Origin of the sequence: Polaribacter sp. L3A8 (genome assembly GCF_009796785.1) — a bacterium.
Lineage (GTDB): Bacteria > Bacteroidota > Bacteroidia > Flavobacteriales > Flavobacteriaceae > Polaribacter.
In genome coordinates this window covers 656,094-678,151 of sequence record NZ_CP047026.1, presented here as the reverse complement: position 1 = coordinate 678,151, position 22,058 = coordinate 656,094, and the positions used below count along the sequence as shown (strand labels likewise).

Here is a 22,058-nt window from a genome sequence, read left to right as displayed (position 1 = left end):
AAATTGAACTTTTAGAAAATATTTTCAACCTAAAAAAGTACCTTTGTAATAATGGAAAAAACGACTCCTGTTGCAGGAAAAAAGATAGATAAATCAAGATTAGTTAATCTTGAAAAGGGCAAGCTTCCTCCACAGGTATTAGAGTTGGAAGAAGCTGTGTTGGGAGCAATGATGATTGATAAAAAAGGAATTGATGACGTAATTGACGTTTTAAGTTCTGATGCTTTTTACGATCAAAAACATCAAGAAATTTATGCGGCAATTTATGAATTGTTTCAAAATTCTGAACCTATAGATCTTTTAACAGTTTCTAACTTGTTAAAAAAGAATGGGAAATTAGAATTTGTTGGTGGCGATTTCTTTTTAATCCGTTTAACTCAAAAAGTAGCCTCTTCTGCACATATTGAGTTCCATGCAAGAATTATTCTTCAAAAATTTATTCAACGTAGATTAATTTCAATTTCTAGTGAAATTATAGAAAATGCGTATGATGAAAGTACCGATGTTTTCGATTTATTAGACGATGCAGAGGCAAAACTTTTTGAAGTTACCCAAGGGAATTTAAAAAAGAGTTCTGAAGATGCAGGTTCACTTGTAAAGCAAGCATTAGCGAAGATTCAAGAAATTGGTAATTCGGAAGGAATGTCTGGTTTAGAAACAGGTTTTACCAAATTAGATGCCTTAACTTCTGGTTGGCAACCGTCGGATTTAGTAATTATTGCTGCACGTCCTGGTATGGGAAAAACAGCATTTGTAATTTCGATGGCAAAAAATATGGCTATTGATTTTGGGCATGGAGTTGCAGTTTTTTCATTAGAGATGTCTTCTGTACAGTTAATTACGCGTATGATTTCTTCGGAAACAGGCTTAACATCAGAAAAACTAAGAAAAGGAAATTTAGAAGCACATGAGTGGGAACAGTTAAATGTAAAAGTTAAAAAACTTTCTGATGCACCTATTTTTATAGATGATACACCTTCTCTTTCTGTATTTGATTTACGTGCAAAAGCACGACGATTGGTATCACAACACAATGTTAGAATTATTGTAATTGATTATTTACAATTGATGACTGCCGGTGGAAAATCTAACGGAAACCGTGAACAAGAAATCTCTATGATTTCTAGAAACTTAAAAGCTTTAGCAAAAGAATTAGAAGTGCCAGTAATTGCACTGTCTCAATTATCTCGTGCGGTGGAAACACGTGGAGGATCTAAAAGACCTTTATTATCTGATTTACGTGAATCTGGAGCAATTGAGCAAGATGCAGATATTGTATCGTTTATTTTCCGTCCAGAATATTACGGAATGACAGAATGGGATGATGATGAACATACGCCATGTGAAGGACAAGGAGAATTTATTGTTGCAAAGCATAGAAATGGTGGGTTAGAAAATATTCGTTTAAAATTTACAGGTCACTTAGCAAAATTCTCTGATTTAGAAGAAGGTTTTAGTAGTGAATTTCAATCTTCTATGAATGCCGATTTCCCAGAAGATCCTTTTGCAGGTCAAGGTGGAGTAGACCCAAAAGATGCTTTTGGAAGTGATGTAGATGATGTTCCTTTTTAATTTCATATTTTTATGAAATGAATGAATTAGAAAAAAAAATTGAAAAATGGATATTAAAAAATGGATATCCATTTGAAATGAAGGTTGCCCAAGCTTTTAAAAGTGAAGGGTTTCATGTATCTCAATCAATCCTTTATAAAGACATCGATTTAAACAAATATAGAGAAATTGACATAATAGCTCATACTAATAAATTTATTAATGGAGTTTGGATTAACTTGACATATGTTGTCGAATGTAAAAAAAGTACAGACAAACCATGGGTTGTTTTTAAAAACAAAGATCTGTTTAATCTACAATCAAAGAGATATAAAATTTTAGGAAGTAAAAATTCGGATAAATTAATTTCTAAAATATCCGAAGCAAAAAGGAAAGATGAAAATCTTAAATTTATTTTTCCTTCAATTACAGAATGCGGATATAATGTTGTAACAGCTTTTAAAGAATCTAAAGACTTAGCTTATTCTGCCTCAAAAAGTTTACTTAATGCGTGTAATTATTTGGTTGAAAAATCAAATAATAGTAATTTAAAGTTTTGTAATATTTATATTCCTGTAATTATCATAGAGGGAATTCTATATGAATCTTCTTTAAAAGATGATGGAACTCTCAATTTATCGGAGGTAAATTACTCGACAATTGCTAACACAAAATCATTTGATGAAAGTGCTTCAAGTATTTTAACGATTGCTTCTTCTGTAAAATTAAATAGTTTTATAAAGGAATTAAGGAAAAATAATGATGCATTTTTTGGTAAGTTTATTGAATTATTATAATATATAAATTTATTAAATGAAAAAAATCCTAACAATCTTAACCTTTCTCCTACTATCAAATTCTATTTGGGCATCTTTTATTTATGTACCTATGAGTTATGATAATCAGAAAAACCATTTAAAAGCCTACGGAATTGTATACTTTTCATTAGAAGCGGGCTTAAAATCTAAATGGCTATTAAATTATGACGGAGGCGCTTTTTTAATAGAAAACAATAAAATTGTAGAGAATGAATGTAAAATACGAGGTGTTTCTTATCAAATAATATCTGATGCAAAAGCACAACTTGTATTACAAGAAATATCATCACCATCTTCTAATCAAGATGCAGTAACTTTAGAAAAAGCACCAAAAATTGCCGTGTATTCGCCAAAAGACAAAATGCCTTGGGATGATGCTGTAACCATGGTTTTAACGTATGCCGAAATTCCGTTTGATGTTATTTATGATAAAGAAGTCTTAGCAGATAAACTCCTTTTATATGAGTGGTTGCATTTACATCACGAAGATTTTACCGGACAGTATGGAAAGTTTTATGGAGCATTTAGAAGCGCTCCTTGGTATATAGAAGGTAAGCAAAGGGCCGAAAAACAAGCAAAAGAATTAGGTTTTACTAAAGTATCGGAAGAAAAATTAGCTGTAGCAAAAAAGATAAGAGATTACGTAATTGGCGGTGGTTTTATGTTTGCGATGTGTTCTGCAACCGATAGTTTTGATATTGCTTTATCGGCAGAAGGTGTAGATATTGCAGAATCTATGTTTGATGGAGATGCATCAGAACCTAATTATCAATCAAAAATTAATTACAATAAAACCTTTGCTTTTAAGGATTATCAATTGATTAAAAACCCAACTACTTATGAGTTTTCTACGATTGATATGACGAGTAAACGTAAAATTGCTAAAACATCAGACTATTTTTCTTTAGGAGAGTTTTCTGCAAAGTGGGATCCTGTACCAACAATGTTAACTCAAAATCATACTACTTTAGTAAAAGGTTTTATGGGACAAACCACTTCTTTTGATAGAAACACAGTTAAATCTAACGTATTGGTTTTAGGAGAAAACAAAACCAATAGAGAAGCTCGCTATATTCATGGTACCATAGGTAAAGGAATGTTTACTTTTTATGGAGGACATGATCCTGAAGATTATACACACAGAGTAGGAGATCCTAAAACAGAGTTAGATTTACACCCAACTTCACCTGGTTATCGCTTAATTTTGAACAACGTGTTGTTTCCTGCAGCAAAAAAAAAGAAGCAAAAAACTTAAGCTACTTTTTGGTTTTCTAATTCTTTTATATAAAAAGAAGGTTTTAACTTGGTTTCTTTAAAAAAAGCTTTAGAAAAAGACTCAGCATTTTTAAAGCCTACTTCATTAGCAATAGCAGCAATTGTGTATTTTCTAATTACTTCATTTTCTTCTAATAATAAGAGTGTATAATTTATTCTTAATTTATTTATATAAGTAGAAAAATTTACACCTTTATTTTGATTTATTATTTTTGATAAGTAATTAGAATTAGTATTTAATTCTTTGGCAAGTTTACTTAAAGTAATATCAGAATTTGTATACCCTTTACTTTTTTCAAAAGAATGTAATTTACTTAAAATATCATTTATAATCTCTTTGGATATATTATTACTTTCAATTTTACTTTCACCTTCATTTAATATTGTAGTCTTCTTGTTTTTTAAATCAGTTATAATTTTATCAAAACTCTTTTTTTGAATTTTTCTCTTATTATATTGGTATAAAAATAAAATAATTACAATAAATAATATTACTAAGAAATAGTTTTTACTTTTTTGAAATGTCGATATATCATTTTTTAATTTGTAAATAATTTTCTCTTTTTCTGCAATTAATCTTTTTTTATCATATTTTTCAGAAAAAGTTTTTGAAAGATTCTTTTCTCTAGAATTTAAAATACTATCAATTTTTAAAAATTTTTCAATATATTTTAATTGGTTTTTTAAATCTTTTTTTTCTTTATAATGATTTATTAAAAACTGATAAGCATTTCTTTGTGATTTTTGAGTGATTTTAGTTTTGCTGTATAAAGAATCAATTAAGAAATTATATTTTAATGCTGCATCAAGATTTCCTAATTTAGAATAAGATTCGGCAATGTAATTGTACGATTCAGATAAAATATAATAATTTTCATCATCTATAATACCTGGTATTGATTCTTTAAAACTATTAATAGCTAGTAGGTATTTTTTTTGATCTAATTCTATTTTACCTTTTCTGTATTTAAAAAAAGGTATAAAGAATAAAAAGTTATTTTTTAAAGCATATTTAGATGATTTATTATTAAAATAAATAGCAGAATCATATTTCTTTTCTTTTAAATAATTTGCGGAAATATTAGATAAAAGATTATAATATTCATGAAGGTTAATAAATTGCGGTTTCTTTTTATAAAAATTATAAGTCTCTAAATTTATCTTCTTAGATTCATTAAAGTTTTTATTTCTATATTTTAAAATACCAATTTTTTGCTTAAAAATATATTTTAGACTATCATTTCTATATATATTAGTGAGTTTTATTGCTGAAATATAGTTTTTTAAAGATTTATTTATTTTAGAATTATATAGATAATAACGACCTTTTCTAGAGTATAAATATGCAGGGAACAATTTATTGGGTTTCTTTTTTGTCTTTTCAATTAAACTATCTAAATGATTTAAGTAGATGTTATCATCATTAAAAATGTCACTTAAAAAATTGTATCCTTGAATAGTTTTAATAGTATCTTTTTGCTTTTTACTCTTTTTTAAAAATATTTTTATTATTCTTTTCGCCTTTAAAGAATCTGTAAATTTATATTCATAATACTTTTCTGTTAATTCCTCAAAATTGAGGCTGTTTATAGAATCTTGTGTTTGACTACAGGTATTAATTGAATAAATTATTAGAAAAACAGTAATTATAGTAGGGAAATATTTCAATTTTCTTTTTTTTTTACGAAAATACTTTATTCTAATTTTTTAAGCACTTTTTATTTAATTTTTAACAGTCAAGCTTTTAGGTTTCCTTTTTATCCCTTGTATGCTATATTCATGAATTACGACATCTCATTTTTTTATTACCTTCTTTTTTAAAATATATTTACACAGCAAAGTAAAAAAGAAAGGTTTAAATTATCAACAGATAATAAATGTGGGAAATTTATGTGAAAAAGAAATAACCAAACCTTTCTTTTACTTTCATTTTTATTTTGTCTATTGTGTATAAAAAATTACTTTTGTGCAAATTAAAATAACAAAATGCCAAAGACACAACAATTACAAGATTTTACGCAACAAGTTCGTAGAGATATATTACGTATGGTACACAAAGTAAATTCTGGTCACCCAGGAGGTTCTTTAGGATGTGCAGAATTTATTACTTGCTTATATCAAGAAGTAATGGACTATTCTACAGAATTTACAATGGATGGAAATAATGAAGATTTATTTTTCCTTTCTAACGGACATATTTCTCCAGTATTTTATAGTGTTTTGGCGCATAGTGGCTTTTTTCCTGTAGAAGAATTAGCAACTTTTAGATTGTTAGATTCTCGTTTACAAGGGCACCCAACAACTCATGAAGGTTTACCTGGTGTTAGAATTGCTTCTGGTTCTTTAGGTCAAGGAATGTCTGTTGGATTAGGTGCTGCACAAGCAAAAAAATTAAATGGAGACGATAAAATAGTATATACTTTACATGGTGATGGTGAATTGCAAGAAGGGCAAAACTGGGAAGCAATTATGTATGCATCAGCAAAAAAAGTAGATAACTTAATTGCTACGATAGATTTAAACGGAAAACAAATTGATGGTTCTACTGACCAAGTTTTACCAATGGGAAGCATTAGAGCAAAATTTGAAGCTTTTGGATGGGACGTTTTAGATGTTGTAAAAGGAAATGATATTACTGCAATATTAGCAGGTTTAGCAGAAGCAAAAGCTTTAACAGGAAAAGGAAAACCAGTTTGTATTTTATTACATACAGAAATGGGGAATGGTGTAGATTTTATGATGCACACACATGCATGGCATGGTAAAGCACCAAGTGATGAGCAGTTAGAAAATGCATTGGCTCAAAACCCAGCAACTTTAGGAGATTACTAAAAATGAATTAAAAGATTCAAAAAAAATATACAAAAAGGAGTTTTTCATTACTATTGAAAAGCTCTTTTTTTTATGATTTTATTTTGATTTGAACTGTAAGAATACCTTTATCTTTACCACTAACAAGTTGATGTTATGTCAATCTTTTTAATTTTTGAATCATATAATATTTGAATATAGAATGAAAATAGGAATTGTTTGTTATCCAACATTTGGAGGAAGTGGAGTTGTAGCAACGGAATTAGGAATGGCATTGGCAGATAAAGGTCATGAAGTACACTTTATTACCTATAACCAGCCAGTTCGTTTAGATTTTTTAACGCATAATTTACATTTTCACCAAGTTGTTATCGAAGAATACCCTCTTTTTGAATATCAACCTTATGAGTTGGCATTGTCTAGTAAAATGGTAGAAGTTACAAGAAAACACGACTTAGACGTTTTACATGTACATTATGCAATACCACATGCCTATGCAGCATATATGGCAAAGCAAATGTTAAAAGAAAAAGGTTTAGATATTAGAGTTGTAACTACTTTGCATGGAACCGATATTACTTTAGTAGGTAGTCATCCTACCTATAAAACGGCGGTAGAATTTAGTATTAATAATTCTGATGTAGTAACTGCAGTTTCTAACAACTTAAAAGAAACTACTAATACGTTATTTAATATCACTAAAGATATAAAAGTCATTTACAATTTTATTGATGTTAATAAATATGATAATGCACATGATACAGAATGCAATAGAATAGCAATTGCAAAACCACATGAACGCATTTTAACACATATTAGTAATTTTAGACCTGTAAAAAGAGTAGAAGATGTCATCAAGATTTTTTATGAAGTTCAGAAAGAAATTCCTTCAAAATTATTATTAGTTGGTGAAGGACCAGAAAGAATAAATGCAGAAAATTTAGTGAATAAATTAAAAATTTCTAAGGACGTACTTTTTTTAGGTAATAGTTCTGAGGTGGCTAAGGTTTTGTGTTATTCCGACGTTTTTTTATTACCATCTCAAACAGAAAGTTTTGGTTTGGCTGCTTTAGAAGCTATGGCAGCAAGAACACCTGTAATATCTACAAATACAGGAGGTTTACCAGAAGTTAATATACATGGAGTAACTGGTTATTTAAGTAATTTAGGTGATGTTCAAGACATGGCAAAAAATGCCATTTCTATTTTAAAAGATGATAAAACTTTAGAAATTTTTAAAAATAATGCCAGAGAACATACGAAAAGGTTTTCATTAGAAAATATTTTACCAGTTTATGAAGAAATTTATAAATCTTGTTATAAAAGTAAAATCATATAACTAAAAAAGCTCAAACTATTAAGTTTGAGCTTTTTTTTTATGTTTATTAATTTAGAAATTTATTTTCCAAAAAGTCCACCTAGTAAATTTCCAATTCCTCCAGAACTTTTTTTATCACCACCTAAAAGCATTCCTGCTACATCATCAATAACACTTCCATCACCATCTGCATCTAATATTTTTTCTAAGAAATTTTGCTCATTTGCAGTTTCATTACCTCCTAACATCCCGCCTAATAAACTTCCTAAACCAGAAGAATCAGAAACATTATTTTCGCGAGATTGTTTTCCTAAAACTCCCATTAATAAAGGAGCAGCAACTTTTAAGATGTTAGCTACAGAACCAGCATCTAAACCAGATTTCTGACCAATAACTTGCTCAACACCTTGTTGTTTACTACCTAAAATATGACTTAAAATTCCAGCACCATCTTGTTTTACACTCTCATCTACACCAGCACCACCAAACAAACCACCAAGGTTGTCTAAAATACTACCATCATGTTTACCCGATAATGCGCCCATTAATCCTGCTGCACCTTCTGGAGTAGAAGCATTTCTTTCCATAGCTTTCATTAAAACTGGCAAAGCCATTGTTAAAACACTACTTGTTTTACTAGAATCATTTCCTGTAGATCCAGAAACTCCAGAAATAATTTGTTTTCCTAAATCACTATTTAGTATGTCTAAAATACCTGCCATTTTTATGTTTTTAATAATTAATATGAATGTTTTCTAAATTTATGACACAATATACGAATAAAGTCACACATTCTTTTAATATTTTTTTTACCTTTCAAAAATCTTAATTTTTAAACTATTTGATGAAAAAACTAGCACTACATTGGAAAATTTTAATAGGGATGATTCTTGGAATCATTTTTGGTTTTATAATGAATACAGTTGATGGAGGGAAAGGATTTGTTACAGATTGGATAAAACCTTTTGGAACCATCTTTATTAATTTATTAAAACTAATTGCAGTACCCTTAATTTTAGCATCTTTAATTAAAGGAATTTCTGATTTAAAAGATATTTCTAAAATTAAAAAAATGGGGTTTAGAACCATGATTATCTATATGTTAACTACTTTAGTTGCTATTGTAATAGGTTTAGGAATTGTAAATGTAGTAAAACCAGGTGCAGGTATGTCTGCAGAAACTATAGAGAAAATAAAACTTAAATATGAAACGTCATCTGATGTTGTTGATAAATTAACAAAAGCAAGTGCGCAAAAAGATGCAGCACCATTACAAGCTCTTGTAGATATTTTTCCGAGTAATATTTTTACCTCTTTAGGAAACGCAAATATGCTTCAAATTATCTTTTTTGCTTTATTTGTTGGAATTTCTTTATTATTAATTCCAAAGAAAAAAGCAAAACCATTAATGAATTTCTTTGACTCGCTTAATGAAGTAGTCATGAAAATGGTTGATTTAATTATGCTTTTTGCTCCGTATGCTGTTTTTGCATTGTTATCTAATGTTATTATTGCTTTTGATGATACTGAGATTCTTTTAAAACTTTTAGTCTATGCGCTTTGTGTTGTTGGAGGTTTATTGTTAATGATTGGTTTCTACTTAATTTTGGTTAGTGTTTATACTAAAAAATCGCCAATTTGGTTTTTAAAACAAATAAGTCCAGCACAATTATTAGCATTTTCTACAAGTTCTAGTGCAGCAACTTTACCTGTAACTATGGAAAGGGTAGAAGAACACTTAGGAGTAGACCCAGAAGTAGCAGGTTTTGTTTTGCCCGTTGGAGCAACTATAAATATGGATGGAACAAGTTTATACCAAGCCATTGCAGCTGTTTTTATTATGCAGGTTATTTGGCCAGAAGGACTTACTTTTTCTAATCAATTAGTTATTGTACTTACTGCTTTATTGGCTTCTATTGGTTCTGCAGCAGTGCCAAGTGCTGGTATGGTAATGTTGGTAATTGTATTAGAATCTATTGGTTTTCCGGCAGAGTTATTACCAATTGGGTTGGCTTTAATTTTTGCTGTAGACAGACCTTTAGATATGATGAGAACTACTGTAAATATAACAGGAGATGCTACTGTAGCTATGATTGTTGCAAAATCTTTAGATAAATTAAAAGATCCTAAACCTAAGGACTGGGATGATAATTATGATGAAGTAAAATAGTATTCAGATATACAATAATAAATATATAAATCTAAGCGTTCTATTTTCACTTTAATAGAACGCTTATTTAATTTTTAAACTTTATGACTTTAAAAATAACAAAACCCATTGTTTCCGTAAATTGGCTACAGGCTAATTTAGATGATAAAAATCTAGTTATTTTAGATTGTACAATTCCTAAAGTAACCGAGAAATCTAGCGCCTTTAATTCTGAAGAAAGATTTCAAATTAAAGGTGCCATTTTTTTTGATATAAAAAATACATTTTCTGATGTAACTGCACCTTTTCCCAATACCATCTTATCATTCAAAGAATTTGAGGTAAAAGCACAAAAATTAGGGATCAATAAAGATAGTATTATTGTTTGTTATGATGATTTAGGAATTTATTCATCACCAAGAGTTTGGTGGATGTTTCAATTAATGGGCTTTACAAATATTGCTGTTTTAGACGGTGGTTTCCCTAAATGGAAAGAAAATAAGTATCTTGTTGAAAAACAACAAAATAATACACGCTTAAAAGGTGATTTTAAAGTGGATTATCAACCTAAAAAGGTTAAATTTACAAAGAGTGTTCTAGAAGCAATTGATACTGAAACTATTTTAATTGCAGATGCGCGCTCTAAAGGTCGTTTTAACAGCACAGAACCAGAACCAAGAAGTGATGTAAAAGGAGGTCATATTCCTAATTCTGTGAGTTTGCCTTTTAGTGAAATTATAAAAGATGGACTTCTAAAACCAGAAGAAGAATTAAAAGTAATTTTTAATCAAATGAATCCTAAAAATAAAACTTTTATTTTTTCTTGCGGAACAGGTATTACGGCTTCTGTATTGGCTTTAGGTGCAGAAATAGCAGGATTTAAAAATTACGCAGTTTACGATGGATCTTGGACAGAGTGGGGAAGTACAGAAAATTTACCAATAGAAATTTAAAAATAAAATACCATGTACATCAATTGGACTAAAGAAGAATTTCAGACCTACGTATTATTGTACGCAGCACAAAGTAATTATATAGAAACGGAGTCTGAAAGCACTTATATTTTATCGAAAGTGAAAGAAGATTTATTTAATAGCATACATACAGAAATTGTACACGATAATGATTATCAAGCTATGGAAAAAATTAAAACTTACTTAGCTGAAAATAAATACACCAATGTAGAAAAAGAACAACTATTAAAAGATATTAAAAATGTCTTTTTTGCAGATGGTTCTGTAGATGTTTTAGAACGAAATGTTTTTCTCTTATTGAAAAAAATAATAGAATAGTTTTAGAATATAAATAAACTTAGGTTTTCTAATCATTGTAGTTTTAAAGAAAATTATTATTTTCCATAAAAAGCAAAAAAAAACCTCACAAAGAGTAAGGTTTTTAAAATTCTATATGTATAAAATTTAGTGTTTTTAGTAAGTTGCTATTTAGTTATTTGGCGGGTAAAATTGTTCCTACACATTCGCCAAAACCAATACGTACTTTGTCGTTTTTACAATGAGCACGCATAATTACGGTATCATTATCATTTATAAATTTACGTTCTGTACCATCTTTTAATTTGATAGGGTTTTGTCCTCTCCAAGTTAATTCTAACATAGAACCATAACTATCTTTTGTTGGGCCAGAAATGGTACCAGAACCCATCATATCTCCAGCTTCTACCGGACAACCATTAACAGTATGATGTGCAAGTTGTTGCGCCATGGTCCAATACATATATTTAAAATTAGAATTGGCAACAATTGTTTCTACACCATTCTCTGGTTTAATGCCCACTTGCAAGTGAATATCATAACTTCCTTTTCCTTCTTGTTTTAAGTATGGAAGAGGCTCATAAACTTGTTTTGGATTGTCTACTCTAAAAGGCTCTAAGGCATCTAAAGTTACAATCCAAGGAGAAATTGTTGATGCAAAACTTTTCCCTAAAAACGGGCCTAATGGCACGTATTCCCAAGCTTGTATATCTCTTGCAGACCAATCATTAAATTGCACCAAACCAAAAATATACTCTTCTGTTTCTTCAATAGGAATTCTATCACCTAAAACATTAGCATCTGTAGTAATAAATGCCATTTCTAGCTCAAAATCTAATAATTTTGTTGGTCCAAATCCCGGAGTATTACTTCCTTCTTCTGGTTTTGTTTGTCCGTAAGGTCTTCTAAACTTTGTTCCAGAAGGAATGATAGAAGAACTTCTACCATGATACCCAATAGGTACATGCAGCCAATTTGGTAGCAAAGCATTTTCTGGGTCTCTAAATAAAGAGCCAACATTGGTAGCGTGTTCTTTACTTGCATAGAAATCTGTATAATCACCTACAGCAACAGGTAACAACATTTCTACTTCATCCATTCTAAAGATAATTTTATCTTTATGGTTTGCATTATCTCTTAAAATACCATTGGTAACATCAAAAACTTCTGCAATCCTATTTCTAACCAAACGCCATGTTTTACGACCATCAGCAATAAAATCATTTAAATTATCTTGTAGAAAAATATCATCTGTTAATGGAATTCCATCAAAATAACCTAATTGATGAAAAGCACCCAAGTCTATCGCAAAATCGCCAATTCTACTTCCAATGGTAATAATATCATCTCTAGTGATGAAAACACCAAAAGGAATATTTTGAATTGGGAAATCTGAATCTTTACTTGCTTTTAACCAAGATTTTCTATTAGGATTATTTGCTGTTATGATCATTTTAAATGAGATTTATTTTTTATCAAACCTACATAATTTTTTTTCATTTCAAAATAAAAAAACAATGAAAAATGTATTTTTAACAGTACTTTACTCTTAAATATATAATAATAACAAAAAATGATAAAATATAGTTAAAAGATGTTTTTACAAACTTGATTTTATTATTTTTACTGCTTCTTTAAAAACAACAACAACAATGCAAGTAGACAACCAAATTTTTGACCTTATTCAGGAAGAAAAAGAAAGACAGTTAAATGGATTAGAATTAATCGCTTCAGAAAACTTTGTAAGTGATGATGTTATGAGAGCCCAAGGTTCTATTTTAACCAATAAATATGCTGAAGGATATCCTGGTAAAAGATATTATGGAGGATGTGAAGTAGTTGATGTTATTGAGCAAATTGCTATAGACAGAGCTAAAGAATTATTTGGTGCAGAATATGTAAATGTACAACCTCACTCTGGTTCTCAGGCAAACACAGCTGTTTATGCGGCTTGTTTAAAACCTGGAGATACTGTTTTAGGATTTGATTTATCTCACGGAGGACATTTAACACATGGTTCTCCAGTAAATTTTTCTGGTAAATTATACAACCCAGTTTTTTATGGAGTTGTTAGAGAAACCGGAATTATAGATTACGATCATTTAGCGCAACAAGCTAAAGAGCATAAACCAAAATTAATTATTGCTGGTGCTTCTGCGTATTCTAGAGATATCGATTTTAAGAAATTTAGAGAAGTTGCAGATAGTGTTGGTGCTATTTTAATGGCAGATATTTCTCATCCTGCAGGTTTAATTGCCAAAGGAATTTTAAATGACCCAATACCTCATTGTCATATTGTAACTACTACAACTCACAAAACATTACGTGGACCAAGAGGTGGTATGATTATGATTGGTACTGATTTTGACAATCCTTTTGGAGAAACGTTAAAGAACGGAAAGCCTAAAAAGATGTCTACTTTAATTAATTCTTCTGTATTTCCTGGAAATCAAGGAGGACCATTAGAGCACGTTATTGCTGCTAAAGCTGTTGCTTTTGGAGAAGCTTTAACAGATGAATTTTTAGAATATCAATTACAAGTAAAAGCAAATGCTGCAGAAATGGCAAAAGAATTTGTTGCTAAAGGATATAACATTATCTCTGGCGGAACAGACAACCACTGTATGTTAATTGATTTACGTAACAAAGATATTTCTGGTAAAGATGCAGAAATTGCATTAGGTAAAGCAGATATTACAGTAAACAAAAATATGGTTCCTTTTGATGATAAAAGCCCGTTTGTAACTTCAGGAATCCGTATTGGAACTGCTGCAATTACTACGCGTGGTTTAGAAGAAGAGGATATGAAAGCGGTTGTTAACTTTATTGATGAAGCAATACAAAATGCTGATAATGAAGAAGCTTTACACAAAATTGGTGAGCGTGTTGCTCATATGATGAGTGCAAGAAGATTATTTGTAATGTAAAACACACAGTGGTTTTTAAGTATTTACTCTTACAAATAAATATAATATATAAAAGCATCAAGAATTAACTTGATGCTTTTTTTAATTTATAGCAAAAGTTGTTTACCAACTTTTTACTTCTTTTTCTATGGCTTCGCGAGTTTCACCATATTTTTCTTGAATTTCTCCTACTAGCTTATCAAAAGAACCTTCTGCTTCTGTAGTTTTATCATTGGTAATACGACCAAATTTTTCTTTAAATTCTCCTTTTATTTGTTTCCAATTTCCTTTTGCTGTATCTGAGTTCATATTTATTTTATTTATGTACTTACAATAGTACTGGTTAATAATAGTATAAATTTAAAGAGATTTATACATAGATATTAATCGTATCAATTAATATTTTAACTCATTAAGTAAAAGCTATTTTTTTTCTGAACTTTCAATTTTTCCTGAAATTTCATCAGCATCATCAGTCGCACTCTGAATCTGTTTTTTTAATTCATCCTTATCTTTAGTCTTATTAATTTTTGCAAGGATACTTTCTTTCTTGTTATCCGAATCTTTTTCATCCGTTTTTACGGTTCCTTTTAAAGGGTGTAAACCTCTTTCATGTTTTATATCAGACATATTTTTTATTTTATATAGGTTAATAATTACCTCAAAATTAAAAAATAAGAAAGCTTTAGGTTAACTACAATCAGCAAAATAGTAACTCATTAGCTATTCATCAACTTCATTGGCACGTTTAATAATATTCTCTGGAATTGTTTTTTTAGCTTTTGCACCCATTTTCTTTAACTTTTCTACAGAAGTAATTAAGTTTCCTCTTCCTTCAAAAAGCTTATTCATAGCGTTAGAGTACTCATTTTTACTATCATCAATACGTTTACCAATACCAACTAAATCACTCAGTAAACCATTAAATTTGTCATACAAAGCACCTGCTTGTCTTGCTATTTCTAAAGCATTTCTTTGCTGCTTTTCATTATTCCACATAGAATCTATGGTTCTTAAAGTTGCCAAAAGGGTAGAAGGGGTTACAATAACAATATTCTTTTCAAATGCTTTATTATATAAATTGTTATCTGTATTAATTGCCACTGCAAAAGCGGGTTCTATGGGGATAAAAAGTAAGACAAAATCTGGCGATTCAATTTTATAAATATCTTCATATTTTTTAGCACTTAATTGCTCTACATGTCTTCTAAGTGATGCCACATGTTCTTTTAAAAATTGTGCTTTTAAGACTTCATCTTCCTCATTTACAAATTGCTCATAAGCAGTTAAAGAAACTTTAGAATCTACAATCATTTTCTTGTTATCTGGCAAATGAATGACAACATCTGGTAGTATTCTCTTACCGTCATCATTAGTAAAGCTTTTCTGCACATAATACTCCCTATCTTTCTCTAGCCCAGACTTTTCTAAAACTCTCTCTAATACTAATTCACCCCAATTTCCTTGTGTTTTATTGTCACCTTTTAAGGCTTTTGTTAGGTTAATGGTTTCTTTACTCATTTGTAAATTCATCTCTTTTAAACCTAAAATTTGCTGACGTAAAGCGGCATGATAATCGATACTTTCTTTGTGTGTTTTATCTACCTTATCTTCAAAAACTTTAATTTTTTCTTGTAACGGATTTAAAATTATTTTTAAACTTTCTTTGTTTTGTTGGGTAAATTTTGTTGATTTTTCTTCTAATATTTTATTCGCTAAAACCTCAAAATTATTGGTGAATTTCTCTTGTAATTTTTCGACTTCATTTTTATTGTTTTCTAACTTTTCTGTAACGTTTTTAAACTCGGTTTCTAAACGCGTTTTATCAGAAATTAGATTTTCTTTTTCTTTTTGAATAAATCGTAATTCGCTTTGTAAATCTTCTATTTTAGTTTCGGCATTTTTAACTGATTCTTTCGTTTTTAAAACCTCAAATTCTAAAGCAGATTTTTCTTTTTCGGTATTTCCTTTTTGTTTTTCGAAATTTAATTTGGCTAAAAGTTTACCAATAAAGAAACCGATTACACTAAAAGTTAGTGTAATTAAAACGTAAATAATCAATTCGTTCATCCTATAAATTTTAATAATGTAAATGTAATAAATATTGTAACGGATTAATCTTTGTCAACATTTGAAAACTCATATTTCTTAATTGCCGTTTTATTTCAGGTGCATTTAAGTCGTCGGAAGGTCATTTTGTAAAAGTTTTAAGGTAAAATAAGTTTATTCTTCTGTTTCATTTTTTATTGAATAAAGAACTGTTCTAAACTAAAGTTCCTCATAATTCAGATAAGAAAGATAATTAATGCTTAATTTCGTCATTTGATGATCAAAACGAAATGAAAACAATTGCAAGATTTATATTATTTACCCTTTTAGGTTGGAAATTAGAAAACGATTTCCCTAAAGAACCTAAAAAATATGTAGTTATAGCTGCACCTCATACTAGTTGGGTAGATTTTCCTATTGCCATATTGTCTAGAATGGCTTCTGGAACAATGATTCATTTTATAGGAAAAGCTTCTCTTTTTAAAGGTATTTTTGGTTTTTTTTTTAAAGTTTTAGGAGGCACGCCAGTAGATAGAACAAAAAGTAATAATATGGTAGATGCTGTTATTGCTATTTTTAATGAAAAAGAAGAGTTTAGATTGGGTATTTCTCCCGAAGGAACCAGGCAAAAAGTTGATAAATGGAAAACAGGTTTTTACTACATCGCAAAAGGAGCTAAGGTTCCCGTAGTAATGGCAACCTTAGATTTTAAAAATAAAAAAATAAAAATCTCTAAGCCTTATTATACCACAGAAAGCAAAGAGACTGATTTTGAGGTATTTCACTCTTTTTATGATGGAGTCAAAGGAAAAAATCCCGAATTGTTTTAAACCATTAGGATTACATAATAAAAAAGCTTAATTTTGTTCCTGTAAGCAATATTTTTCTGATCGAGATTAGGGGCTTTATCAGTTATGAGTTTACACTTATAGTATCATGCTATGATATGATGGGTCTTCAGTTTACTGAAGACTCTTTTTTTATGCAAACTTTTTAGAGACTTTTTCTGCAATTCCAATAATTACTTCTGTTGCCTTTATCATAGATTCTACAGGTACATATTCATATCTACCATGAAAATTATGTCCACCAGCAAAAATATTAGGACAAGGCAAACCTTTATAAGATAATTGAGAACCATCTGTACCACCTCTTATTGCTTTAATTAAAGGTGTAATTTCTAAATCTTTCATAACTTCTTCTGCAATATCTACAATATGCATTACCGGAGTTATTTTCTCTTTCATATTAAAGTATTGGTCTTTAATGGTTACTTTAATAAGTTCTTGATTGTATTTTTCATTAAAATCTAAGGCAATTTTATGCATTAGATCTTTTCTCTTTTCAAATAAATCTAAATCATGATCTCTAACAATGTACTCTAAAACAGTTTCTTCTACATTACCGTTAATATCATGTAAATGAAAGAAACCTTCATAACCAGCTGTTTTTTCAGGAACTTCATTTGCAGGAAGTGCAGCCATATATTCATTTGCAATTAAAATAGAATTGATCATTTTTCCTTTTGCATAACCTGGATGTACAATTTTTCCTGTAATCGTCACTTTTGCTCCTGCAGCATTAAAGTTTTCATATTCTAACTCACCAATCTGACTTCCATCCATAGTATAAGCCCATTCTGCACCAAATTTAGCAACATCAAATAAATGAGCCCCTTTACCAACTTCTTCATCAGGAGTAAAGCAAATTCTAATTTTACCGTGTTTAATTTCTGGATGCTGAATTAGGTATTCCATTGCAGTTACAATTTCTGTAATACCTGCTTTGTCATCGGCCCCTAAAAGGGTAGTACCATCTGTAGTAATTAAGGTTTGCCCTTTGTATTGCAATAAATCATCAAAGTAATCTGGAGATAAAACGATGTTTTTTTCTTCATTTAAAACAATTACATTTCCTTGATAATTTTCTACAATTTGAGGTTTTACATTTTTACCTGTAAAATCTGGACTTGTATCTATATGTGCAACAAAACCAATGGTTGGTACTTCGTAATCTAAATTACTAGGCAAAGTTGCCATAATGTAGCAATTGTCATCTAAATCTACATCTTTCATACCAATTTGTTTCAGTTCTTCTACTAAAACATGTGCTAAATCCCATTGTTTTTCGGTACTTGGAAAAGCAGGATTGTTAGGATCTGATTCTGTATCTATGGTAACGTATTTTATAAATCTATCTGTGATATGTTGTTTTTCAATCATTTTATTGAATTATTTTAATTTTTTCTATAAGTGCAAATGCGTTGCACAATCTTGTATTTACTAATGAATCTCCGTAAACTTCTGCTTTTGCAAGTATAAAACTTTGTTCGTTTAGTTTGATAAATAAAAGGCAAACTTGATAGTTAAATGCGCCCTTTTCTCCTTTAGAAATGGTGTAATAAGAAGGTTTTTCTAAGAAAGAAGTCTCTTCAGATTTTACTTTAATAAGACGTTTTGATAAATTTTCTTGCTCTTGCTTTAATTTAAAAGAGGTATCAAAATTAATATTTTTATGGATATAGGTAACATCTAAAAGTAAAGATTCTGTTAATTGTTTGGTGGTATCTGCGGTGTAAATAGAAGATTGTACTGTATCATAATATAAATTTGTTTTCCAAGTTTCTGGTATTTCTATAGAAAACAAATTTTTAACATCTTTTACTTCTTCTAAATTTTGGTAGCTAGTTGGTTTGCAATTAAAATTCTTACTGATTTTAGATTGCTGAGAACAAGAATAAAATAGGAGTACAGTTATTAAAATGACTAAAAAGTTCTTCATAAAATTATTTAAATCTTATTTTAATAGAGCTGAATACCTCAAAATTGTTGATCTTAAATGGAATTGTAACCATATTTTTCTGTTCAGTATTTTTAGAAATGCTACTAAATTTAATTAAAAGTTAATTTTATAAACTTTAAATTCTTACTGCAAGTTAAAAATAATATTGTAAAAAATAGATGTTAAAGCTTAAATACTTGTTCTTTTTTTCTTCTCTTTTTACAATACTAATAAAATCAGTTTTTTATGTGTTTTTTTTGAAGAAATAACGTTTTTATAATTCTTTATCACTTTAGATTTTAAGGTAAATAAGTTTGATATAGCTTAAAAGTTTATTTTGATGTTGGCTTTTTTTATGGATACTAAAGACATTCTTGTACCTGTTGTTCATTTTGATGAAACTCTGAGAACTCGAGTGAATTTTACAATTACAATGCGTAAATTTTGTACAGAGAATAGGAGTTTTAAGTTATTAAATTGTTCTCGATACAATTTTTCGTACCTAAAAAAATCACTCGAATTGAGATTTTAGAGTTAATAAAGGTCATAATGTAAAATAGGTTTACTTAAACTAAAAAGATTGAAGTGTTATTATCTTTCTAAATTGAATTCCTTTTCTTCCTTCAACAGTCACTTTCTCTTCTTTAATAGTTCCATCAGTAGCTTTCAAAAGAATAGAAATAGTGTTATCTCCTTTTTTTAATGGAATTCGAGTATAATAAATAGCATTGGGTAAACTTTGCCAATTACGTGTATCTGCATGTTCAGACAAGGCATTAAAAATTCCTAATACAGCACCTAAATCTTTATTTTGATCTCTTAAAAGTGATTCTGATAATTTTTTAGTTCCTAATCGAATAGCTGTTTTACCAATTTCTCTTAAGGTTCTATCTTTTAGTGTTTTAAAAGCGATATCTTCGTAATTTTGAGCCAATTGAAAGTCTGCAAGTTGAGTAGCATCTTTTACAATAGTTGCTCCAGAAAAATAAGGAGTTCTTGCAATGTATTTAGGAAAAGCAACATTAAAAATATTGATATCAGAAAACGACTGTTTTCTATTATAATCGGTACTAATCGGAATCGGTAATGTTAAATTTAACTCTTTGTTATAAATGTAAACAATACCATCTGTTTTACCTGGCAAAACCGTAAAACTAAAGAAATTTTGTTCTTTAAATGGCACTAAGCCGTTTTCCCAAAAAAGAATTAATTCTCCTTCTGTAGGCACTTTATTTACATTATAAGTGGTGTTAAATATTTTTTCATATCGATGCAATTCGTTGGTAAAACCCAATGAAGATGCGGTACGTAACACATCATTTTTAAGCTGTTCGGGTAGGGGAGTTCCCATAAAAGAACCTTTATTAGCCAAATATAAATCTGCCGCATTTCGATACGAAATAAAGGCATTATTTACATCACTAGAAGCCTCGTATAAAAAACCTTGTAAGTTTAACGCAAAAGCATCCGAACTATATCTGTTTTTTTTCCCTTCAGGATATTTGTCATTAAGCTGTTGTAACTGAAGGTTAATTCTTTTTGCTTCTACCAGAGCATCATCTGGTTTTTGTAGAAAAATATAATTTAAAGCCTTGTAATAGTGAATTGCAATTTTCTCGAAATCTTCTCCTGTATACGTTTCTTTTTCAGGATTTAAAAGGACACCTAAAACAGCACTACCTAAAGCTCTTTTGTTTTCTTCTATAAAAAAATCGGCTTTATTTAAAAAGGTATTACTTAATTCATAATTATCATTTAAGTAAGCAATTTTTCCTTTTTCTAAAAAGTATAGCAGCGAATTTCTATTCTTTTTTAAGAAAGAGTTTTTATCAATATCATTTAACGCTTGTTCTATATTGCCTTGTTGTAGTGCTGCCTGAAATTTTTGACTCTTCGTATTATAAGAAGCGCAACTACTAAAAAATAAGAAAACGATAAAGAAAAAGGTGCAATATGCAATTTTTAGAGATGCTTTTTTCATGTAAAAAGGAACAGCTATTGTATAAAAAATGGTTTTCCTAAAAAAAGGAAAACCATTTAAACAGTCTTAGTTTTTAATAAACTTCTTAATTTTCTTATCACCAATCCAAACTTTTTCGTTTGTTTGAATATTTGTAAGCTCTAAGTCTATTTGATAATAGGTGACTTTTTGTCTTTTATGCGCATCTACTATAGAGTTGATATTACCTTGTAGCATATAATCTGCTCCTGTTTCTAAACCAAATTTTTTCATGGTAGAAAGAGACGAATTGTCTTGTTGATCTGCACGTTCACCTCTTAATTCTTCTCTCATTTCGCCACCAGAAACTATTCTGGCTACTTGTCTTTTTATAAACGCTTTTTCTATATCCTTTGTAAATGTTTCAGCTTCTATATGCTCGTGAGATTTGTTTCTAACCAAACCAACAATTAAAACAGGTTTTTTACCGCCGTTTGCTTGCATAAAATTGGTAAGCCAATCTCCATTTAATATTTCTGCGGTTAACTCTTCCGCAGCCAATCTAGAATCGGTATCATTCCATCTACCGCTTACATCTATTTGCGTATCAGTATCTACACGAATTACTTTTCTAGCACAAGAACCTAAGGTTAATGCACTTATAATTAAACCTATAATAACAAATTGTTTTCTCATCTTTTTATATAATATATTTTTTTCTAGTATGTAAAGTTAATCAAAAATCAAATACCCTAACACCCCTAAATTCAATAAAGAATTGCTGTTTAAATAACCGTTTTAAAATCGATTGTATCTGTAGTTGTTACGGAAACCATTATAACCACTGCTGTAATAAGTTGCAGGGTTTTTGGCGCGTTCTAAACGTTCTTGATGCCTCCATAACGGACGTTGAGATCTAAAATACTTTCTAAGTTCTTTACGTTGTCTTTTTGTTTCCATAGGATCTATGGCTGTATAGGTTTCTTGTACCGTAGTACTTTGTAATAAGGTTTTAGAATTTACCTCGTTTGCCGCAGTATATTTATGTAAACTAGTTTGATAGTTAGGGTTTTGGTCCGCTAACAACGCTACCGATTGTTGCGCCATTCCTATAAAACCAACAAATGTAATAAGGATGACTGTTAAAATTTTGGTTTTCATTGTATCTGTTTTTATATTGATAATAGTCC

General features: G+C 29.4%; 21 protein-coding genes. 10 read left to right on the top strand and 11 right to left on the bottom strand.

Features of this window, described 5'->3' with window-relative positions; all coding sequences use genetic code 11:
* The first annotated feature begins 51 nt into the window (after positions 1–51).
* The 3 genes from dnaB to GQR92_RS02420 all read left to right on the top strand — a co-directional run bounded on the left by dnaB (position 52) and on the right by GQR92_RS02420 (position 3,624).
* Positions 52–1,572 (top strand): replicative DNA helicase, encoded by a 1,521-nt coding sequence (dnaB, locus tag GQR92_RS02430; RefSeq protein ID WP_158837631.1) that lies wholly within the window; start codon positions 52–54, stop codon positions 1,570–1,572.
* Positions 1,573–1,589: 17 nt separating this feature from the next.
* On the top strand, positions 1,590–2,348 hold the full coding sequence (locus GQR92_RS02425) for a hypothetical protein (RefSeq protein WP_158837630.1): 759 nt from the start codon (positions 1,590–1,592) through the stop codon (positions 2,346–2,348).
* A gap of 91 nt (positions 2,349–2,439) precedes the next feature.
* The gene (locus GQR92_RS02420) at positions 2,440–3,624 is read left to right on the top strand and encodes an asparagine synthetase B (RefSeq protein ID WP_158841921.1); all 1,185 of its coding nucleotides are present in this window, start codon (positions 2,440–2,442) and stop codon (positions 3,622–3,624) included.
* Here the strand turns inward: GQR92_RS02420 and GQR92_RS02415 are convergent.
* Positions 3,621–5,312 carry a helix-turn-helix domain-containing protein gene (locus GQR92_RS02415; protein WP_158837629.1) on the bottom strand — a complete coding sequence of 564 codons (1,692 nt, stop codon included), beginning with the start codon at positions 5,310–5,312 and terminating at the stop codon, positions 3,621–3,623. The two genes, GQR92_RS02420 and GQR92_RS02415, sit on opposite strands and share 4 nt — an antisense overlap.
* A 318-nt stretch (positions 5,313–5,630) precedes the next feature.
* Here GQR92_RS02415 and GQR92_RS02410 point away from each other — a divergent pair, with 318 nt between their 5' ends.
* Both GQR92_RS02410 and bshA read left to right on the top strand, forming a co-directional pair.
* Positions 5,631–6,476 (top strand): transketolase, encoded by an 846-nt coding sequence (locus GQR92_RS02410; RefSeq protein WP_158837628.1) that lies wholly within the window; start codon positions 5,631–5,633, stop codon positions 6,474–6,476.
* Positions 6,477–6,657: 181 nt separating this feature from the next.
* Positions 6,658–7,794, top strand: a complete 1,137-nt coding sequence (gene bshA / locus GQR92_RS02405; protein ID WP_158837627.1) for an N-acetyl-alpha-D-glucosaminyl L-malate synthase BshA — start codon at positions 6,658–6,660, stop codon at positions 7,792–7,794.
* A gap of 59 nt (positions 7,795–7,853) precedes the next feature.
* Here bshA and GQR92_RS02400 read toward each other — a convergent pair whose 3' ends face one another.
* The gene (locus tag GQR92_RS02400; protein WP_158837626.1) at positions 7,854–8,495 is read right to left on the bottom strand and encodes a DUF937 domain-containing protein; all 642 of its coding nucleotides are present in this window, start codon (positions 8,493–8,495) and stop codon (positions 7,854–7,856) included.
* A gap of 122 nt (positions 8,496–8,617) precedes the next feature.
* Between GQR92_RS02400 and GQR92_RS02395 the strand changes: the two genes are divergently transcribed.
* From GQR92_RS02395 to GQR92_RS02385, 3 genes are all read left to right on the top strand, one after another.
* Positions 8,618–9,943, top strand: a complete 1,326-nt coding sequence (locus GQR92_RS02395; protein WP_158837625.1) for a dicarboxylate/amino acid:cation symporter — start codon at positions 8,618–8,620, stop codon at positions 9,941–9,943.
* Between the two features lie 83 nt (positions 9,944–10,026).
* Entirely contained in the window at positions 10,027–10,875 is an 849-nt protein-coding gene (locus GQR92_RS02390) for a sulfurtransferase (RefSeq protein ID WP_158837624.1), read from the top strand.
* Positions 10,876–10,887: 12 nt separating this feature from the next.
* Entirely contained in the window at positions 10,888–11,214 is a 327-nt protein-coding gene (locus tag GQR92_RS02385; protein WP_158837623.1) for a hypothetical protein, read from the top strand.
* Positions 11,215–11,368: 154 nt separating this feature from the next.
* Here the strand turns inward: GQR92_RS02385 and fahA are convergent, their stop codons facing one another.
* Entirely contained in the window at positions 11,369–12,646 is a 1,278-nt protein-coding gene (gene fahA / locus GQR92_RS02380) for a fumarylacetoacetase (protein WP_158837622.1), read from the bottom strand.
* 199 nt (positions 12,647–12,845) lie between these two features.
* On the opposite strand from fahA, the gene glyA reads away from it, so the two are divergent.
* Positions 12,846–14,120 carry a serine hydroxymethyltransferase gene (glyA, locus tag GQR92_RS02375; protein WP_158837621.1) on the top strand — a complete coding sequence of 425 codons (1,275 nt, stop codon included), beginning with the start codon at positions 12,846–12,848 and terminating at the stop codon, positions 14,118–14,120.
* Positions 14,121–14,222: 102 nt separating this feature from the next.
* Here glyA and GQR92_RS02370 read toward each other — a convergent pair whose 3' ends face one another.
* The 3 genes from GQR92_RS02370 to rmuC form a co-directional block, all read right to left on the bottom strand.
* Positions 14,223–14,408 carry a CsbD family protein gene (locus GQR92_RS02370; RefSeq protein WP_158837620.1) on the bottom strand — a complete coding sequence of 62 codons (186 nt, stop codon included), beginning with the start codon at positions 14,406–14,408 and terminating at the stop codon, positions 14,223–14,225.
* A 114-nt stretch (positions 14,409–14,522) separates the two neighbouring features.
* Positions 14,523–14,729 carry a hypothetical protein gene (locus GQR92_RS02365; RefSeq protein WP_158837619.1) on the bottom strand — a complete coding sequence of 69 codons (207 nt, stop codon included), beginning with the start codon at positions 14,727–14,729 and terminating at the stop codon, positions 14,523–14,525.
* 93 nt (positions 14,730–14,822) lie between these two features.
* The gene (gene rmuC, locus GQR92_RS02360) at positions 14,823–16,169 is read right to left on the bottom strand and encodes a DNA recombination protein RmuC (protein WP_158837618.1); all 1,347 of its coding nucleotides are present in this window, start codon (positions 16,167–16,169) and stop codon (positions 14,823–14,825) included.
* 269 nt (positions 16,170–16,438) lie between these two features.
* Here rmuC and GQR92_RS02355 point away from each other — a divergent pair, with 269 nt between their 5' ends.
* A complete protein-coding gene (locus GQR92_RS02355; RefSeq protein WP_158837617.1) occupies positions 16,439–16,978 on the top strand; it encodes a 1-acyl-sn-glycerol-3-phosphate acyltransferase in 540 nt (179 codons plus the stop codon).
* A 150-nt stretch (positions 16,979–17,128) separates the two neighbouring features.
* Here the strand turns inward: GQR92_RS02355 and pepT are convergent, their stop codons facing one another.
* The 5 genes from pepT to GQR92_RS02330 all read right to left on the bottom strand — a co-directional run bounded on the left by pepT (position 17,129) and on the right by GQR92_RS02330 (position 22,029).
* A complete protein-coding gene (gene pepT / locus GQR92_RS02350) occupies positions 17,129–18,370 on the bottom strand; it encodes a peptidase T (RefSeq protein WP_158837616.1) in 1,242 nt (413 codons plus the stop codon).
* 1 nt (position 18,371) lies between these two features.
* Positions 18,372–18,929 carry a hypothetical protein gene (locus GQR92_RS02345; RefSeq protein ID WP_158837615.1) on the bottom strand — a complete coding sequence of 186 codons (558 nt, stop codon included), beginning with the start codon at positions 18,927–18,929 and terminating at the stop codon, positions 18,372–18,374.
* A 571-nt stretch (positions 18,930–19,500) separates the two neighbouring features.
* A complete protein-coding gene (locus GQR92_RS02340; protein WP_158837614.1) occupies positions 19,501–20,910 on the bottom strand; it encodes a COG3014 family protein in 1,410 nt (469 codons plus the stop codon).
* Between the two features lie 66 nt (positions 20,911–20,976).
* The gene (locus tag GQR92_RS02335; RefSeq protein ID WP_158837613.1) at positions 20,977–21,564 is read right to left on the bottom strand and encodes a penicillin-binding protein activator LpoB; all 588 of its coding nucleotides are present in this window, start codon (positions 21,562–21,564) and stop codon (positions 20,977–20,979) included.
* Between the two features lie 102 nt (positions 21,565–21,666).
* Positions 21,667–22,029 carry a hypothetical protein gene (locus tag GQR92_RS02330; RefSeq protein ID WP_158837612.1) on the bottom strand — a complete coding sequence of 121 codons (363 nt, stop codon included), beginning with the start codon at positions 22,027–22,029 and terminating at the stop codon, positions 21,667–21,669.
* Positions 22,030–22,058 lie beyond the last annotated feature (29 nt).

What these genes read in the sequence shown, in the direction of transcription:
- GQR92_RS02335 (WP_158837613.1), bottom strand. Translation starts at nt 21,564, where the DNA reads ATGAGAAAACAATTTGTTATTATAGGTTTAATTATAAGTGCATTAACC.
- glyA (WP_158837621.1), top strand. Translation starts at nt 12,846, where the DNA reads ATGCAAGTAGACAACCAAATTTTTGACCTTATTCAGGAAGAAAAAGAA.
- GQR92_RS02425 (WP_158837630.1), top strand. Translation starts at nt 1,590, where the DNA reads ATGAATGAATTAGAAAAAAAAATTGAAAAATGGATATTAAAAAATGGA.
- fahA (WP_158837622.1), bottom strand. Translation starts at nt 12,646, where the DNA reads ATGATCATAACAGCAAATAATCCTAATAGAAAATCTTGGTTAAAAGCA.
- GQR92_RS02390 (WP_158837624.1), top strand. Translation starts at nt 10,027, where the DNA reads ATGACTTTAAAAATAACAAAACCCATTGTTTCCGTAAATTGGCTACAG.
- GQR92_RS02395 (WP_158837625.1), top strand. Translation starts at nt 8,618, where the DNA reads ATGAAAAAACTAGCACTACATTGGAAAATTTTAATAGGGATGATTCTT.
- GQR92_RS02400 (WP_158837626.1), bottom strand. Translation starts at nt 8,495, where the DNA reads ATGGCAGGTATTTTAGACATACTAAATAGTGATTTAGGAAAACAAATT.
- GQR92_RS02420 (WP_158841921.1), top strand. Translation starts at nt 2,440, where the DNA reads ATGAGTTATGATAATCAGAAAAACCATTTAAAAGCCTACGGAATTGTA.
- GQR92_RS02370 (WP_158837620.1), bottom strand. Translation starts at nt 14,408, where the DNA reads ATGAACTCAGATACAGCAAAAGGAAATTGGAAACAAATAAAAGGAGAA.
- pepT (WP_158837616.1), bottom strand. Translation starts at nt 18,370, where the DNA reads ATGATTGAAAAACAACATATCACAGATAGATTTATAAAATACGTTACC.
- GQR92_RS02365 (WP_158837619.1), bottom strand. Translation starts at nt 14,729, where the DNA reads ATGTCTGATATAAAACATGAAAGAGGTTTACACCCTTTAAAAGGAACC.
- bshA (WP_158837627.1), top strand. Translation starts at nt 6,658, where the DNA reads ATGAAAATAGGAATTGTTTGTTATCCAACATTTGGAGGAAGTGGAGTT.
- rmuC (WP_158837618.1), bottom strand. Translation starts at nt 16,169, where the DNA reads ATGAACGAATTGATTATTTACGTTTTAATTACACTAACTTTTAGTGTA.
- GQR92_RS02345 (WP_158837615.1), bottom strand. Translation starts at nt 18,929, where the DNA reads ATGAAGAACTTTTTAGTCATTTTAATAACTGTACTCCTATTTTATTCT.
- GQR92_RS02410 (WP_158837628.1), top strand. Translation starts at nt 5,631, where the DNA reads ATGCCAAAGACACAACAATTACAAGATTTTACGCAACAAGTTCGTAGA.
- dnaB (WP_158837631.1), top strand. Translation starts at nt 52, where the DNA reads ATGGAAAAAACGACTCCTGTTGCAGGAAAAAAGATAGATAAATCAAGA.
- GQR92_RS02340 (WP_158837614.1), bottom strand. Translation starts at nt 20,910, where the DNA reads ATGAAAAAAGCATCTCTAAAAATTGCATATTGCACCTTTTTCTTTATC.
- GQR92_RS02355 (WP_158837617.1), top strand. Translation starts at nt 16,439, where the DNA reads ATGAAAACAATTGCAAGATTTATATTATTTACCCTTTTAGGTTGGAAA.
- GQR92_RS02330 (WP_158837612.1), bottom strand. Translation starts at nt 22,029, where the DNA reads ATGAAAACCAAAATTTTAACAGTCATCCTTATTACATTTGTTGGTTTT.
- GQR92_RS02385 (WP_158837623.1), top strand. Translation starts at nt 10,888, where the DNA reads ATGTACATCAATTGGACTAAAGAAGAATTTCAGACCTACGTATTATTG.